Source organism: Streptomyces sp. cmx-18-6, from assembly GCF_046548915.1.
GTDB lineage: Bacteria > Actinomycetota > Actinomycetes > Streptomycetales > Streptomycetaceae > Streptomyces.
In genome coordinates, this window is the sequence record NZ_JAEBEP010000011.1 from 23,071 (window position 1) to 39,304 (window position 16,234).

13 protein-coding genes are annotated in these 16,234 nt (G+C 72.4%); 4 read left to right on the forward strand and 9 right to left on the reverse strand.

What is annotated here, in order from left to right:
• Positions 1-167 precede the first annotated feature (167 nt).
• The 3 genes from ACLJPL_RS24300 to ACLJPL_RS24310 form a co-directional block, all read right to left on the reverse strand.
• Positions 168-2,069 (reverse strand): SpoIIE family protein phosphatase, encoded by a 1,902-nt coding sequence (locus ACLJPL_RS24300; RefSeq protein ID WP_411083041.1) that lies wholly within the window; start codon positions 2,067-2,069, stop codon positions 168-170.
• A 390-nt stretch (positions 2,070-2,459) separates the two neighbouring features.
• Positions 2,460-3,146 carry a DUF402 domain-containing protein gene (locus ACLJPL_RS24305; protein WP_411083042.1) on the reverse strand — a complete coding sequence of 229 codons (687 nt, stop codon included), beginning with the start codon at positions 3,144-3,146 and terminating at the stop codon, positions 2,460-2,462.
• Positions 3,147-3,257: 111 nt separating this feature from the next.
• Positions 3,258-4,673 (reverse strand): class II fumarate hydratase, encoded by a 1,416-nt coding sequence (locus ACLJPL_RS24310; protein WP_411083043.1) that lies wholly within the window; start codon positions 4,671-4,673, stop codon positions 3,258-3,260.
• A gap of 107 nt (positions 4,674-4,780) precedes the next feature.
• Here ACLJPL_RS24310 and ACLJPL_RS24315 point away from each other — a divergent pair, with 107 nt between their 5' ends.
• Positions 4,781-6,340: a ricin-type beta-trefoil lectin domain protein gene (locus ACLJPL_RS24315; RefSeq protein WP_411083044.1), complete on the forward strand. Its 1,560-nt coding sequence runs from the start codon at positions 4,781-4,783 to the stop codon at positions 6,338-6,340.
• Between the two features lie 63 nt (positions 6,341-6,403).
• Here ACLJPL_RS24315 and ACLJPL_RS24320 read toward each other — a convergent pair whose 3' ends face one another.
• Positions 6,404-7,708 carry a M18 family aminopeptidase gene (locus ACLJPL_RS24320; RefSeq protein WP_411083045.1) on the reverse strand — a complete coding sequence of 435 codons (1,305 nt, stop codon included), beginning with the start codon at positions 7,706-7,708 and terminating at the stop codon, positions 6,404-6,406.
• Positions 7,709-8,291: 583 nt separating this feature from the next.
• Entirely contained in the window at positions 8,292-9,959 is a 1,668-nt protein-coding gene (locus tag ACLJPL_RS24325) for a fumarate hydratase (RefSeq protein WP_411083046.1), read from the reverse strand.
• Positions 9,960-10,223: 264 nt separating this feature from the next.
• Here ACLJPL_RS24325 and ACLJPL_RS24330 point away from each other — a divergent pair, with 264 nt between their 5' ends.
• The gene (locus ACLJPL_RS24330) at positions 10,224-10,964 is read left to right on the forward strand and encodes a DUF1707 domain-containing protein (protein ID WP_411083047.1); all 741 of its coding nucleotides are present in this window, start codon (positions 10,224-10,226) and stop codon (positions 10,962-10,964) included.
• A 165-nt stretch (positions 10,965-11,129) separates the two neighbouring features.
• The gene (locus ACLJPL_RS24335) at positions 11,130-11,501 is read left to right on the forward strand and encodes a WhiB family transcriptional regulator (protein WP_411083048.1); all 372 of its coding nucleotides are present in this window, start codon (positions 11,130-11,132) and stop codon (positions 11,499-11,501) included.
• A gap of 97 nt (positions 11,502-11,598) precedes the next feature.
• Here ACLJPL_RS24335 and glpX read toward each other — a convergent pair whose 3' ends face one another.
• The gene (gene glpX / locus ACLJPL_RS24340) at positions 11,599-12,630 is read right to left on the reverse strand and encodes a class II fructose-bisphosphatase (protein ID WP_401161720.1); all 1,032 of its coding nucleotides are present in this window, start codon (positions 12,628-12,630) and stop codon (positions 11,599-11,601) included.
• A gap of 172 nt (positions 12,631-12,802) precedes the next feature.
• Here glpX and ACLJPL_RS24345 point away from each other — a divergent pair, with 172 nt between their 5' ends.
• Entirely contained in the window at positions 12,803-13,405 is a 603-nt protein-coding gene (locus ACLJPL_RS24345) for a DUF4245 domain-containing protein (protein WP_411083049.1), read from the forward strand.
• Between the two features lie 99 nt (positions 13,406-13,504).
• Here ACLJPL_RS24345 and ACLJPL_RS24350 read toward each other — a convergent pair whose 3' ends face one another.
• The 3 genes from ACLJPL_RS24350 to xseA all read right to left on the reverse strand — a co-directional run bounded on the left by ACLJPL_RS24350 (position 13,505) and on the right by xseA (position 16,066).
• Positions 13,505-14,095, reverse strand: coding sequence for a malonic semialdehyde reductase (locus ACLJPL_RS24350; protein WP_411083050.1), 591 nt, complete (start codon positions 14,093-14,095; stop codon positions 13,505-13,507).
• Positions 14,096-14,215: 120 nt separating this feature from the next.
• Complete coding sequence (locus tag ACLJPL_RS24355) at positions 14,216-14,473, reverse strand: exodeoxyribonuclease VII small subunit (protein WP_411083051.1); 258 nt, start codon at positions 14,471-14,473, stop codon at positions 14,216-14,218.
• Between the two features lie 381 nt (positions 14,474-14,854).
• On the reverse strand, positions 14,855-16,066 hold the full coding sequence (gene xseA / locus ACLJPL_RS24360; RefSeq protein ID WP_411083052.1) for an exodeoxyribonuclease VII large subunit: 1,212 nt from the start codon (positions 16,064-16,066) through the stop codon (positions 14,855-14,857).
• Positions 16,067-16,234: the final 168 nt, after the last annotated feature.

A 16,234-nucleotide genomic window follows, 5' to 3' on the forward strand; every position in this document is an offset into this window, starting at 1 on the left:
GCGTTCTCCCGTCGAGTCGTGGGGGAGTATTCAGGTTCAGATGGGGAGCATGCGGGTTCATCCGCCCCGAATGCAGTCAACTCCGACGTATCGGGGTCGGCAACATTTCGCCACGGTCCGTCACCGTGGACCTCCCCATGCCGCCCGTCTGCCCGCGATGGCCGCCCCTATGGCCTTCGCGTCGCCATCTCGAACCAGACGACCTTGCCCGTCGACAGCCGCGTCGCGCCCCACCGCCGGGCCAGCCGGTTCACCAGGAACAGCCCGCGCCCGCCCTCGTCCGTCTCCCGCGCCCGGCGCTGCCGGGGCAGCTGCGGGGAGTCGTCGCCGACCTCGCAGCGCAGGATGTCGGTCCGCAGCAGCCGCAGCGTCACCGGTCGCTCCGCGTAGCGCACCGCGTTGGTGACGACCTCGCTGACCAGGAGCTCCACCTCGTCGGACATCTCGTCCAGACCCCACCGGGCGAGCGCCCGCCTCGCCAGCCTGCGGGCCCGGCCCGGAGCCGCGTCCTCCGGCTCCAGATACCAGTACGCCACGTCGCTCGGCGCGATCCCGTCGAAGCGGGCGGCGAGCAGCGCGATGTCGTCGTCCCGGTCGCCCGGCCCCAGCATGTCGAGCACGTCGTCGCACAGGGCCTCCAGCGGCGGCGAGTGGTCCGCCCCGGTGAGCTGCGCGGTCGCCGCCAGGCGCTCCCGCAGCTGCTCGATGCCCGTCCACACGTCCCGCAGCCGCGACTCCACCAGCCCGTCCGTGTAGAGGAGCAGCGTGGCGCCGGCCGGGGCGTCCAGCTCGACGGCCTCGAAGTCGACCCCGCCCACCCCGATCGGCGCGCCGGGCGGCACCCGCAGCACCTCGGCCCGGCCGCCCAGGTGCAGCAGCACGGGCGGCGGGTGGCCGGCGTTGGCGATGGTGATCCGGTGCGCGACCGGGTCGTACACCGCGTACAGGCAGGTCGCCATCCGGTCGCTGCCCAGCCGCTGCGCCTGCTCGTCCAGGTGGTGCAGCACCTCCTGCGGCGGCAGGTCGAGCTGGGCGAGGGTCTGGGCCGTCGTGCGGAGCTGGCCCATGATCGCCGCCGAGGTCATGGAATGGCCCATGACGTCGCCGACGACCAGGGCGACCCGGCTGCCGGGCAGCGGGATCGCGTCGTACCAGTCCCCGCCGACCCGGGCCGTCTCGGCCGCCGGGAGGTAGCGCGAGGCGAGGCGCACGCCGGTGGGCTGGGGGAGCGAGTCGGGGAGCATGGTGCGCTGGAGCTCGTCCGCGATGTACGCCTCGCGCCCGTACAGCACGGCCTTGTCGATGCCCAGCGCGGTGTGGGTCGCCAGCTGGGCCGCCACCAGCAGGTCACTGGCCTCGAACGGGGCCCGCTCGGTGGACCGTACGAAGACCGCCGCGCCGATCACCCGGCGCCTGCCGCGCAACGGGGCGAGGATCGCCCGGTGGCCGGTGGGCACCGGACGCCCCGGCCCCAGCAGCTCGGGCAGCGCCGCCCGGGCCGCCGCCGAGTCCCCGAAGACGGGCCGCACCCCGCGCAGCACCTCGGCCAGCGCGCCGCCCGCCCGCACCTCGCACAGCTCGGCGGCGGGCAGCAGGTCGGCCGCCGGGTCGGTGACGAGCGGACGCGGCCGCTCCGCCTCCGCGCCGGCCTCGCCCTCCTCGTCGGTGAGCCGGAGCCGGTCGCTGCGGCGCAGCCGCAGGACGAACGGGCTCACCGGCCGCTCGTCCCCGACCGGCAGCGGGTCGCGCAGATAGACCATGATCGCGTCGCAGAACGTCGGCACGCTCGCCCGGCACAGGCCGAGCACGATCTCGTCCAGGTCTATGCCCCGGGCGATCCGCCGGGTCGCGGCCCCGATGAAGCGCAGCCGGTCGCCCTCGCGGCGGGTGGCCGCCTGCGCCTCGGTGACGGCGGCCGGGGCGGGGCCCGGGTTCGGCACGGGGGCCGGCGCCGGGATCGCCGCGGCGGCGGACGCCGCCGCCGCGTCCTGCTGCCGGGGCCGGGTGCGCTCCTGCTGCCGCGCCGCGAGAGGCTGCCGGCCTTCGTGGGAGGTGGGGTGCTCCGTCACGCGTGGGGTTCCGTCCGTCCGGGCCGGTTGTATGAGGCAGTGACCTCGTGGGGCGCTACTGTGCCCCGGCAAGCGCGGTGAGAACAACGGCTGTCTGCGGATGCCCCGGCGCACGGGGCCGAAACCGTACGTCCGCACGATGGCCGGACGACGACGTTCCGCGCGGCGGCCGGTCTGCGCACGGCGGCGCGGCAGCGGGCAGCGAACACGTCTCCACCCCCTCGTGGTGGTCCCGCGACCGGGCGGCCCGGCCGGGTCCGTGGCCCGTCCTTCCGCACGACCGGCGCGATGACTTGTGGTCAGATCCGGTGTGGTGTGCGCCGGCCCGACCGGCGCGCCCCTGGGGCGACCGGTCCTGCCGACCGGCCCCCGAGGGGTGCGTCCAGGGTCTCACGACGGGATATGGGCGGGGGTGCGGTCCCAGTCATCCGGCAGCGGCGGCACCCGCCACCGCGGATCGGGCCGCCAGTGCTCCCAGCCGTCCCGGAACGGCGGGCCCCACGCCGCGATCACCTCGACGGCCGCCCGGCCCGCCTCCCGCACGCCCGCCGCGGTCGCCGGGTCCATCAGGCCGACGTGCTGGGCCTGGGCGAACTCGTCCTCGTCGAGCCACTTCCAGCTCCGGTCCGGGTGCACGGAGATGTCGAGAAAGTGATCCTCGGAATCCACCCCTCCGGACCACCGGGTGCGCGGCTCCTCCAGGTTCACGTACCAGTTCCTGAAGAGCCAGCCCCGGTCCCAGAACAGCCACACCGACCACGGGTCCCCGGGCCGGGCGAGCTTCAGCACCCCGGAGCCGAACCAGGTGGAGCGGGCCGTGGTGCGCGGCGCGGTGTAGCGCGTGGCCAGCGGCTCGGCGTGCACCTGGGTGCCGTCGGCCAGGACCGGGCGTACGCATTCGGTGCCGGGCGCCATCCAGACGGCGAGCAGCTCGGCGGTGTCCTGGACGACGGTCACCGGGCGGCAGATGTGCACGGGCGGGGCGCCGGGCGCCCGGTGGGCCCGTCCGTTGTCGCGGTAGCGCCAGAGGATCTGGTCCCCCGGCGCCCAGCGTGGGCTCTCTCCCGTACCTGTCATGAAGGGATCTTACGGAGCGTCCCCGCCCGCTCGCTGCGACTCAGGTCACCCGGGTGTCACCGGGTGACCTCACGCGTCCCGTCCGTCACGGCCGTGTCATCCGCGCACACGTCACGGGCGGGTCATCCGCAACACGTCCAGCGCCGCGTCCAGTTGCTCCACCGTCAGATCGCCGCGCTCCACATACCCCGAGGCCAGCACGGTCTCCCGGATCGTCGTGCCGTCCTTGAGGGACCGCTTGGCGACCTTCGCGGCCTCCTCGTACCCGATGTACTTGTTGAGCGGGGTGACCACCGAGGGCGAGGACTCCGCGTAGGCGCGGGCCCGCTCCACGTTGGCGGTGACGCCGTCCACCGTGCGGTCGGCCAGCAGCCGGGAGGCGTTGGCGAGCAGCCGTACGGACTCCAGCAGGTTCTTCGCGATGACCGGGAGCATCACGTTCAGCTCGAAGTTGCCCGCGGCGCCCGCCGTGGCGACCGTGGCGTCGTTGCCGGTGACCTGGGCGGCGACCATCAGGACCGCCTCCGGGATGACCGGGTTGACCTTGCCGGGCATGATCGACGAGCCCGGCTGGAGGTCGGGCAGATTGATTTCGGCCAGGCCGGTGCGCGGTCCCGAGGCCATCCACCGCAGGTCGTTGGAGATCTTCGTCAGCGAGACGGCGATCGTACGGAGCTGGCCCGAGGTCTCCACAAGACCGTCCCGGGCCCCCTGCGCCTCGAAGTGGTCGCGGGCCTCGGTCAGCGGCAGCCCGGTGGCCGATGCCACCTCCGCGATCACGGCGGCGGAGAAGCCGGGCGGGGTGTTGATGCCGGTGCCCACCGCCGTACCGCCCAGGGGGAGTTCGGCGAGCCGGGGGAGGGAGGAGCGCAGCCGCTCCACGCCGTAGCGGATCTGCGCCGCGTAGCCGCCGAACTCCTGGCCGAGGGTGACCGGGGTGGCGTCCATCAGATGCGTACGGCCCGACTTCACGACCTCCGAGAATTCGGCCGATTTCCGCCCCAGGGATTCCGCCAGATGGTCCAGGGCGGGGATCAGGTCGGCGGTGACGGCGGCGGTCGCCGCGATGTGGATGGAGGAGGGGAAGACGTCGTTGGACGACTGCGAGGCGTTGACGTGGTCGTTGGGGTGGACCTCGCGCCCCAGCCGCTCGGTGGCGAGGGTGGCGATGACCTCGTTGGTGTTCATGTTCGAGGAGGTGCCGGAGCCCGTCTGGAACACGTCGACCGGGAAGTGGTCGTCCCAGCGGCCGGACGCGACTTCGGCGGCGGCCTCCTGGATCGCGGTCGCGATGTCCGGATCGAGCACCTTCAGCTCGGCGTTGACCTTGGCCGCCGCACCCTTGATCCGGGCCAGCGCCTCGATGTGGGCCCGCTCCAGCCGCTGCCCGGAGACGGGGAAGTTCTCCACCGCCCGCTGGGTCTGCGCCCGCCACTTGGCGTGGGCGGGGACCCTCACCTCACCCATGGAGTCGTGCTCGATCCGGAACTCCGGGCCGTCCTGCGTATCTGCCGATGTGTCGACCATCGTGTTTAAACCTCCTGGAAAAGATGAGCACGTGTCTTGTTCTAGGTATTCCCAAGTCGCCTACCGGCCAGTAAATACCGGGGGTAACCACTCACCCGGGAGGCGCAATGAGGCGCACCAGGCTCAGACTTCGAGGGCTCCGCAGCCTTCGCCGGCTCCGCTGTACGGCCGCTGTCACCGCCGCGCTCGCGGTGGCCGCCACCACCATGGCGGTCGCCGGACCGGCCGGCGCTGCCGAGTCGGGTACCGGCACCAGCACTATCGCATCCACTCCTCTTCCGCCCGCGCTGGAATCGATCCGGGCGGCCGAGGCCACCCGGCTGTACGGCAGCCCCGCCGAACGGCCGCTCGCCGAACGCAAGACCGGGCTGATCTCGCTGGGCGACAGCGAGATCTCCGGCGAGGGCGTCGGCACCTACGACCCCGGCACCAACGGCCCCGACAACTGGTGCCACCGCTCGCCGGAGGCCGCCATCCACCGCACGGGCATCGCGGCGGACCTCACGTACAACGTCTCCTGCTCCGGGGCCTATACCGGGAACATCAAAATCGGCGGAAACAAGCAGTACGCCGACGAGCTGGTCCAGAGCGACACCCTCGCGATCAAGGCCCGCAACACCCGGATCAAGATGATCGTCCTGGTCGCCGGGGCCAACGACGACCTCCAGTTCGGCCCGGTCATGACCGACTGCGTGGTCCGCTACCTCAGCCTCCAGGGCCCGTGCGAGTCCAAGTACGCGGGCGGCTGGCAGGCCCGGGTGGACGCCCTGGTCCCCAAGGTCGAGTCGACCGTCCGCGACCTGCGTACGGTGATGACCGACGCCGGGTACGCGAACAGCGACTACAAGCTCGTCCTGATGGGCTACCCGAGCCCGATCGGCCCGGACTTCTACGACAACCCGCAGTTCCCCGGCAAGCTGATCTGCGGCGGTCTCGGCTATGACTCCGACACCGCCTGGGGCCGCAACGTCGCCGTGCCCGCCTTCCAGGCCGGCATGCGCAAGGCCGCCGCCTCCACCGGGGCCGCCTACCTCGACAACTCCCGCCTCTTCCACGGCCACGAGGTGTGCAGCGAGGCCCCCTGGGCGCGCGGCCTCTACATCGACCTGAGCAAGCCCGGACTGCCCGACGAGAACTCCGTACGCCAGTCCTTCCACCCCAACGCGGCCGGTCACCGCGCCTTCGCCTCCTGCCTGACCCAGATGTACGACTCCGGGCTCCGCGAGGCGAGCTGCGCCGACCCGGCCGGCACGGGGAACCCGGTGCTCCAACGGGCGGCCTGGGACGACGTGTTCGCCCCGGTGAGGAACGAGGCGACCGGCGCCTGTGTGGACGTCCCGGCCTCGGTGACCCGTAACGGCACCGCGATCGGCGGCTGGGACTGCCACGGCGGCCGCAACCAGAACTGGTGGTACGACACCGGTACGCAGACCCTGCGCACCGCGCTCAGCCACGACCGGTGCCTGGACGTGTCGGGCGCCAAGTACAACCCGGGCGCGACCCTCATCGTGTGGAACTGCGCGGGCGCGGCCAACCAGAAGTTCGTCCGCCAGGCGGGCACCATCCGCCCGGCCGCGGCGACCGGGCTCTGTCTGACGCTGGCGGGGGCCAAGGACCCGCTGAAGCTCCAGACGTGCGACGGGAGTGCCAAGCAGCGCTTCGCGTAAGGGCGGTTCGGGGTGGTGGGCGCCGGGAGCGGCGGCCACCACCCCACCTCCGCACGGGAGTTCTCAGCCCCCGACCATCACCGCGCCCAGGATCGCCGCCAGGTGTGCCGGGTCGTCCACCCCGCACAGCTCGCGCGCCGAGTGCATGGAGAGGCCCGGCACCCCCACGTCCACCGTGGTGACGCCGAGCCGGGCGGCGGTGAGCGGGCCGATCGACGTCCCGCAGGGCATCGCGTTGTTGGAGACGAACGGCTGCCACGGAGCCCCGGCCCGCTCGCAGGCGGCCGTGAACACGGCGATGCCGGTGGAGTCGGTGGCGTACCGCTGGTTGACGTTCACCTTGACCGTGGGGCCGCCGTTGGGCAGCGGGCGGTGGTCGGGGTCGTGGCGCTCCGCGTAGTTGGGGTGCACCGCGTGGGCCATGTCGGCGGAGACGCAGAACGCACCCGCCAGCGCCCGCGACCAGTCCTCGTCGCTGCCGCCCCGGGCCGAGACCGAGCGCGAGAGCACCCGCTCCAGCAGCGGGCTCTGCGCGCCCGTCTCGGAACCGCTGCCGACCTCCTCGTGGTCGAAGGCGGCCAGCACCGGAACGTAGGCCGGCTCGGTGACCCCGGTCGCCGCGTCCACCAGGGCCGTCACGCCGGCGTGCACCGAGACCTGGTTGTCCAGCCGGGACGCGACGACGAACTCCCGCTCCGCGCCCAGGTATCCGGGCGGCTGGACGTCGTGCAGCATCAAATCCCAGCCCAGTACGTCGGCCGCGTCCTCCCCGGCCGCCTCCGCCACCAGCCGCAGCAGCTCGCCCTCACGCGGGTTGCCGAGCGCCCAGATCGGGGCGATGTGGCGCTGCCGGTCCAGCGCCACCCCGTCGTTGACCGAGCGGTCCAGATGGATGGCCAACTGGGGCACGCGCAGCAGGGGTTCGTCGATCTGGACGAGTCTGCTGCGCGGGTCGCCGTGCGGGCCGCCGCGCAGGGCGAGCCGGCCGGAGATGCCGAGGTCCCGGTCGAGCCAGGTGTTCAGCGGGACCCCGCCGTAGATCTCCACCCCGATCTGCCGCCACCCCGAACTGCCGGTGTCGGGTGCGGGTTTGATGCGGAGGTTCGGCGAGTCGGTGTGGGTGCCGACGATCCGGAACGGGGTGTGCGCGGGCGCGCCCTCGGGGACGTACCAGGCGATCAGCGCACCGGCCCGGCTGACGAAGCAGCCACCGCTCGCCCCCGTCCAGTCGTCCGTGCCGAGCAGCTCGCGGAATCCGGCCTTCTCCAGCCGCTGGGCCGCGCTCGCGACCACGTGGTACGGGGAGGGGCTGGCGGCGATGAAGGCGAGCAGGTCGTCGGTGTGGCTGCGGTGGGGGGCCGGAGTCATTCGGCGTCCGCCTTTCCGGAGTTCGGCAGTGGCTGCGCGGGCGGGGGCCGGCCGGGCCGTGAGGGGGCGTCCGGCGATCCCCGGACCGGTGGGGTCCCGGGGGGCCGGTGGTGCCCGGGGCCGGTGGTGCCCGGGGTGAATTTCAGGAACGTTGAACAACCCTTCGCCGCCCGGCGGTGCGGCGCAAGCCCGGAAGGCGGCCCCCTGCGGGAAAGCGGCGGTGCCCGACCGGCCGCCTCCCCGCCCCCGGGCCGGGGACCGGCGCACCGGACGGGGAGGCGGCGAGGCCCCGGGCGCGGCGGGGTTCCCGGACGCCGGGGCGCGCGTAGCCCGGTCGGGGCCGTCGTCGACGCTTCCGTCCGCCGGGCGCGGGCGGTCCGGGCGACCGGCGGCGGGTGCGCCACGACGTGCGGCGACCCCGCCCCGGGCCGGGCCGCGAGCGCGGCGCGGGCTCCCGCGAGATTGGCTGGATCTCGCCGTACGCACCGCCCGACCGTGCCCGAAGACGGAAGGACGTGCCCGAACACGGAAGGAGGGGACGCCCGAACGGGCGTCCCCTCCTCCTCGTGGCTCCGGCGGCCGGTCAGCCCAGACCAGGGCCCCGCACCGGGATGCTGGTGAACGTCGGGGCCGGGGCGGGCGCGGTGAAGAAGTCGTTGCCCTTGTCGTCGACGACGACGAACGCGGGGAAGTCCTCCACCTCGATCCGCCAGACCGCCTCCATGCCGAGCTCCTCGTACTCGACGACCTCGACCTTCTTGATGCAGTCCTGCGCGAGGCGGGCCGCCGGGCCGCCGATCGAGCCCAGGTAGAAGCCGCCGTGCGCACCGCAGGCGTCGGTGACCTGTTTGCTGCGGTTGCCCTTGGCGAGCATCACCTTGGAGCCGCCCGCCGCCTGGAACTGCTCGACGTAGGAGTCCATGCGGCCGGCCGTCGTCGGGCCGAAGGAGCCGGAGGCGTACCCCTCGGGCGTCTTCGCGGGGCCCGCGTAGTACACCGGGTGGTCCTTCAGGTACTGCGGCATCTCCTCGCCCGCGTCCAGCCGCTCCTTGATCTTGGCGTGCGCGATGTCGCGCGCCACGACCAGCGGGCCGGTCAGCGAGAGCCGGGTCTTGACCGGGTACTTGGTCAGCTCGGCCAGCACCTCGTCCATCGGGCGGTTGAGGTCGATCTCCACGACGTCGCCGGCCTCGTCGAGGTGCTCGTCGGTGGTGTCGGGGAGGAAGCGCGCCGGGTCCTTCTCCAGCTGCTCCAGGAAGACGCCCTCGGCGGTGATCTTCGCGGTGGCCTGGCGGTCCGCCGAGCAGGAGACGGCGATCGCGACGGGCAGCGAGGCCCCGTGCCGGGGCAGGCGCACCACGCGCACGTCGTGGCAGAAGTACTTGCCGCCGAACTGCGCGCCGATCCCGATCCGCTGCGTCAGCTCGAAGACCTTCTCCTCCAGCTCCTTGTCCCGGAAGCCGTGCCCGGTGGGGGAGCCCTCGGCGGGCAGCTCGTCCAGGTAGTGCGCGGAGGCGTACTTGGCGGTCTTCAGCGCGAACTCCGCCGACGTGCCGCCGACCACGATCGCCAGGTGGTACGGCGGGCAGGCCGCGGTGCCCAGCGAGCGGATCTTCTCCTCCAGGAACGTCATCATGGAGGTCTCGTTCAGGACGGCCTTCGTCTCCTGGTAGAGGAACGACTTGTTGGCCGAGCCGCCGCCCTTCGCCATGAAGAGGAACTTGTACGCGCCGCCGTCCGTGGCGTACAGCTCGATCTGGGCCGGGAGGTTGGAGCCGGTGTTCTTCTCGTCCCACATGGTCAGCGGGGCCATCTGCGAGTAGCGCAGGTTGAGCTTGGTGTACGCGTCGTAGATGCCGTGCGAGAGGGCCTCCTCGTCGCCGCCCTCGGTCAGCACGTTCTGCCCGCGCTTGCCCATGACGATCGCCGTGCCGGTGTCCTGGCACATCGGCAGGACGCCCGCGGCGGCGATGTTCGCGTTCTTCAGGAGGTCCAGCGCCACGAACTTGTCGTTGGAGGAGGCGTCCGGGTCGTCGATGATCCGCCGCAGCTGCGCAAGGTGGGCCGGGCGCAGATAGTGCGAGATGTCGTGCATCGCCTCGGCGGCCAGCGTGCGCAGCGCCTCCGGGTCGACCTTGAGGAACGTACGGCCATCGGCCTCGAAGGTGGAGACACCCTCGGCGGTCACCAGACGGTACGGCGTGGTGTCCTCTCCCAGGGGGAGCAGATCGGAGTACGCAAACTCTGGCATTACGGCCATTCCTCACTCGGCGACAGCGGCTGACCTCCCTTGGGCAGCGCGTCAACCAGGGTAGAACGCCGCTTCCGGCCCGATCCTGTGAGGTAAGGCTCACCTGGAGGACGGCGGGGTGGGGCTCCGCCGAGGGGGTCCGCGAGGGGTTCTGCCGGCGGGGTGCGAGGGCCCCTTCCGCCGGACTCCCCCCGGGGGCTTCCCTGCGGGGCGCGCCGATGGGAGGGGTAGTCGCGATCTATCGCGTTTGGGTACGCTGGGCCGGTGGACCTAGAGAAGCAGCCCCAGCAGCCCGCCGCGCCGGCCGCTCCACCGACCGCCCAGGCGCCGGCCGCCCAGCAGAGCGCCGCCCACCAGGTCTCGCCCGAGCGGTTCGCGCCCGGCGACGGCCTCCGCGCCTCCGACGCCGACCGCGACCGGATCGCGGACATCCTGCGGGAGGCGATGGCCGAGGGCCGCCTCACGGCGGACGAGCACGCGGAGCGCGTCGACCTCGTCTACCGGGCCAAGACCGTCGGCGAACTCCAGCCGCTGGTCCGCGATCTGCCCGCGTCCGGCCCCGCCGGGCGCACGGATCCGCACCAGCCGTACGCGTACGGCCCCGAGACCCCGGACGGCCCCGCCGAGAGCCTCGTCGCGATCTTCAGCAGCTCCACCCGCAAGGGCCGTTGGCGGGTCGGCGGCCGGACGAACGCCTTCGCGCTCTTCGGCAGCGTGGAGATCGATCTGACCGAAGCGCTTTTCGGCCAACGACTGACCGTGATCAACGCGACGGCCATCTTCGGCAGCGTCGAGATCAGGGTGCCGGAGAACATCTCGCTGCGCGGCAACGGCACCGGCGTCTTCGGCGCGTTCGAGGTGCGAACGATGGAATCGGCGGATCCACAAGCGCCGGTCGTGGTGGTGAACGGCTATTCCGTCTTCGGCGGCGTGGAGGGCCGGCCGAAGCGGGGCAAGTTCGTCGCGGACCTCCAGCAGCGGCTGCGCAAGCACTTCGGGCACTGAGGACGGCGGGGCGAGCGCACTTCGAGAATCGGCCAGAACGGCGCGCGGCCCCCTTCCCGTGCGCCGCGCGCCGGTGCCACGCAGTGCATAGGCGAACACACAGCGGGTATGGACTGCTGCATCGTCTCTCGCTCGCGAAGCCGTAGCCGTCGTCAGGAGTAGACCGTGCTGCAACCGCCGCATCAGCCCCTCCAGGTCGCCGCCGTTCCTGCCCAGCGGACCCCCGCCCGGGAGGACGAGGCGGGCCCCTGGCATTCGGAGGCGGTGTGCCGCCGTGACGAAGCGGGGCTGTTCTTCGCCCCGTCGAAGGAGCCGACCGCCGCCCGACTGGCCCGTGAAGAGGCCGCCAAGCGCGTCTGCGGCCGCTGCCCGGTGATGGTGGAGTGCCAGGAACACGCACTGATGCAGCCCGAGCCGTACGGGGTGTGGGGCGGCCTCACCGCCGCCGAGCGCCGGGTCGCGCTGGCCCGCCGCCGCAGGCGCGACATCGAACTGGCCGCCGCCGCACCGGCGGAGCGCATAGCCGCGGCGGGCTGAGACGCGACGGGGGAGGGGGCGCGGAGGCCCGTGGCCCCCGCGCCTCCTCCCGTACGACAGCTCGCAGCCGGTCCGTCCGCCGCTTCCTGCCCGTCCGCTACTTCGCGCGGTCGAAGTCGATGGCGCTGTAGGCGCGCAGCTTCGACAGACGGTGGGTCGAGGAGATCGTCCGGATCGTGCCCGACTTGGAGCGCATCACGATCGACTCGGTGGTCGCCGTCTCCGCGCGGTACCGCACACCGCGCATCAGCTCGCCGTCCGTGATCCCCGTCGCCACGAAGAACACGTTGTCGCCGCTGACCAGGTCGTCGGTCGACAGCACCCGGTCCAGATCGTGGCCCGCGTCCAGCGCCCGCTGCCGCTCCGCCGCGTCCTTGGGCCACAGCTTGCCCTGGATGACACCGCCGAGACACTTTATGGCGCACGCCGAGATGATGCCCTCGGGCGTCCCGCCGATGCCCATCAGCAGGTCGACGCCGGTGCCCTCGCGGGCGGCCATGATCGAACCCGCCACGTCGCCATCGGAGATGAACTTGATCCGGGCGCCGGTCTCCCGGATCTCCTTGACGATGCCCTCGTGGCGCGGGCGGTCCAGGATGACGACGGTGACGTCCTCGGGCGTGGAGTTCTTCGCCCGCGCCACCCGCCGGATGTTCACCGAGACCGGGGCGTTGATGTCGACGAAGTCGGCCGCCTCCGGCCCCGTGACCAGCTTGTCCATGTAGAAGACCGCGGACGGGTCGAACATCGCCCCGCGGTCGGCGGCCGCCAGCACGGCGATCGCGTTCGGCATGCCCTTGGCGTTGAGCGTGGTGCCGTCGATCGGGTCGACCGCGATGTCGACCTCGGCGCCTGTGCCGTCGCCGACCCGCTCGCCGTTGAACAGCATGGGCGCCTCGTCCTTCTCGCCCTCCCCGATGACGACGACGCCGTTCATCGAGACGGTCGAGACGAGGGTGCGCATGGCCTTCACGGCGGCGCCGTCGGCGCCGATCTTGTCGCCGCGGCCCACCCAGCGCCCGGCGGCCATCGCGGCGGCCTCGGTGACCCGGACCAACTCCAGGGCCAGGTTGCGGTCGGGGGCCTCCGGGGAGACCTCCAATTGGGACGGCAGATGATGCTCGGACATCGGAGCGCACCTTTCTGTACGGCGACGACCGGATATGAGGGTGCTGCGACTCTATCGGTAGGTCGATAAAATGAGCAGTGCGGGTCACGCATGAGCACCGCTGTCCGTACCCCCGCCGCCACCCACCGTCAGCGCCCACCCTGCGGCCGGGCGTGTCAGGCCGCGTGCCACCATGGATGCCGTGGCAAGCAAGCAAGGCAAGCAGACGGTCCGGAACATGTTTCTGTCGACCCTGGTGACCGCCGCCTGTGCGGGCGTCATCTACATCTTCGTCCCGCACGACGAGAACGCCGACCCGGTCAAGGCCGTCGACTTCACCGTGGAACTGGCGACCGTGCGCGTCGCCGCCCCCTACCCGGTCGCCGCGCCGGAGGGGCTGCCGGAGAAGTGGAAGCCGACCTCCGTCTCGTACGCCGCCGCGGACGGCAAGGCGTGGCACCTCGGCTTCCTCGACCCGGACGGCAAGTACGTCGCGGTCGAGCAGTCCACCGCCGAGCCGCGCACGTACATCCCCCAGGTCAGCCAGAAGGCGAAGGACAACGGGACCACCGAGACGGTGGCGGGCCGCGAGTGGCAGTACTGGAAGGGCGCGAAGTACAACGCCCTCGTCCTGCCGGGCAAGGGGCACACCACCGTCGTGACCGGCTCGGCGCCCAAGGAGCGGCTGGTGGAGATGGTTGAGGCGCTGAGGACGGAGCCGGTCGGCGGGCCCACGCCGGCCGCCCCGGCCTCGGCTTCGCCCTCGTCGGCTCCGGCCTCGGCTCCGGCCTCCTGACGGGCGGCGTTTTCCGCTGTACGTACGCGAATTTCCGCTGTACGTACGTGAAGGGGCCCCGGAACGTGATGCGTTCCGGGGCCCCTTCACGTATGCGGATCAGACGGTCTTGATGACCTCGTCGTAGGACAGGCGCGGGCTGCGCGGGAACCAGGCGTCCTCGCCCGGCTTGCCGATGTTGACGACCATCAGCGGGGTGTGGTCGCCGTCCAGGAACTCCTTCTGGACGCCGGCGGCGTCGTAGCCGGTCATCGGCCCGGCGGCCAGGCCGGCGGCGCGGACGCCGATGATGAAGTAGGCGGCCTGGAGCGCGGCGTTGAGGCCGGCGGCCGACTCGCGGGCCGGGCGCTCCGAGAAGAACATGTCCTTGGCCTGCGGGAAGTGCGGCAGCAGCGCCGGGAGCTCCTCGTGGAACTCGTTGTCGGCGGCCAGGATCGCGACCAGCGGGGCGGTGGCGGTCTTGGGGCGGTTGCCCTCGGCCATGTGCTGCACCAGACGCTCGCGGCCCTCGGCGGAGCGGACCAGGACGACGCGCAGCGGGGACTGGTTGAAGGCGGTCGGGCCGAACTTGACCAGGTCGTAGATCGCCTGGACCTGCTCGTCGGTCACCGGCTCGTCGGTGAAGGTGTTGGCGGTGCGGGCCTCGCGGAAGAGAAGGTCCTGGGCGGCGGGGTCGAGAATGAGGGACATCTGGGGGCAAACCTTCCGAACGGGCACGGGGGGACTTACCCGCCGACCGTAACCGAGAGATAGGTTAACTTTCAACTAAAAGCGGAGCGGAGTGATCCACTCCACAACTCCCGCAGGTGATCAGTCGTCGGAGGCCGGACCCCCGCCGGGCTCGTCCCGCGGACGGGCCAACGCCGCGTCCAGGCGGGCGCGGGCGCCCTCCAGCCAGTGGCGGCAGATCTTCGCCAGCTCCTCGCCGCGCTCCCACAGGGCCAGCGACTCCTCCAGCGTCGTGCCGCCCGCCTCCAGCCGGCGTACGACCTCGATGAGCTCGTCCCGCGCCTGCTCGTACCCGAGCGTGCTCGTCGCGGCAGCCGCCGCCGTACCGTCGTTCGTCATGTGATCCACCCTTGAATGTGACCTTGAATGTGAGCCGCTACGTCATCGTGGGTACTGCTCTGCGCTGCGCCGTGGCGCTCTGCGGCGCACTGCCCAGCACCGCCCTGTGCTGCACTGTGCCGCTCTGCCCTGCTCTGCACCTGACCTACGCCGCGACGCCTACGCTGCGACGCTCTGCACCTGCCCTGCACCGCCCTGTGCCGCCCTGCACCTGACCTCGCACTGCGTCTGCACCTGACCTTGCACTGTGTCTGCACCCGACCTTGCACTGTGCTGCACGTGCTCAGCCCCGGCCGAGGTCCCGCGCGCTGTCCCGGCGTCTGTCCTGAGCCCTGCCCCGGCCGCCGTCCCGCGCCCTGTCCCCGCTGCCGTCCCGCCGGGTCACCCCTCCACCCGCACCGTGAACTCGCCCTCCGACACCCGCGCCCGCAGCGGCTCCCCGGCCGCCCCGGCCTCCTCGGGGGAGCGCACCACGTGGCCGTCCGGCCGCTGGAGCACCGCGTAGCCCCGCTCCAGGGTGGCGGCGGGCGACAGCGAGACGACCCGGGCCCGGGTGTGCGCGAGCTCCGAGTCGGCCCGGTCCAGCAGATGGCCCAGCACCCGGCGGCTGCGCCCGACGAGCGCGTCGACCTCCGCCTCCCGCTCGTCCACCAGCCGCTGCGGCCGCTCCATCGCGGGCCGGCCGAGCGCGTGCGCGAGCCCCCGCTCCTCGCGGTCCAGGATGCCCCGGACGGTCCGCAGCGCCCGGTCCCGGAGCTGCTGCACCTTGTCCAGCTCCTCGCCCACGTCGGGGACGACCTTCTTGGCCGCGTCCGTGGGCGTGGAGGCGCGCAGGTCGGCCACCAGGTCCAGCAGCGGGGAGTCCGGTTCGTGGCCGATCGCGGAGACCACCGGCGTACGGCAGGCGGCCACGGCTCGGATCAGCTGCTCGTCGGAGAACGGCAGCAGGTCCTCCACGCTGCCGCCGCCCCGAGCCACGACGATCACGTCCACCTCGGCCAGCGCGTCCAGCTCCTCGATCGCCTGGACCACCTGACTGACCGCGTTCACCCCCTGCACGGCGGTGTTGCGGACCTCGAAGCGCACGGCGGGCCAGCGGCGGCGCGCGTTCTCCAGGACATCGCGCTCGGCGGCCGATGCCCGCCCGCTGACCAGCCCGATCAGCTGCGGCAGAAAGGGCAGCGGCTTCTTGCGGTCCAGGGCGAAAAGACCTTCGGCGGCCAGCGACTTCTTCAGCTGCTCCAGCCGCACCAGCAGCTCGCCGATGCCGACCGGCCGTATGTCGGTGGCCCGCAGCGACAACTGCCCCCGGGGCGCGTACCACTCGGGCTTCGCGAGGACGACGACCCGCGCGCCCTCGCTCACCACGTCGGCGATCCGGTCGAACACCTGCCGGAAACAGGTCACGCTCACCGAGATGTCGTGGGACGGGTCGCGCAGGGTCAGAAAGACGACCCCGGCCCCCGGCCGCCGTGAGAGCTGGGTGATCTGCCCCTCCACCCAGATGGCGCCGAGCCGGTCGATCCACCCCCCGATCAGGCGCGACACCTCACCGACGGGCAGCGGCGCTTCCGCGGACGTGTTGAGAGCCATGCGCCCGAGGGTATCGGGACCCGCTGACAGCGCAGGCGGTTCGCGAACGACAGCCCACCGGGGAGCGGCCCCACGGCCCAGACCGCGAGCCGCCCGCGGGAGCGGCCCCACGGCCGAGACCACGAGCCACCCGGGGGAGGAGCAGCGCCTCAGCCCGAGACCACGAGC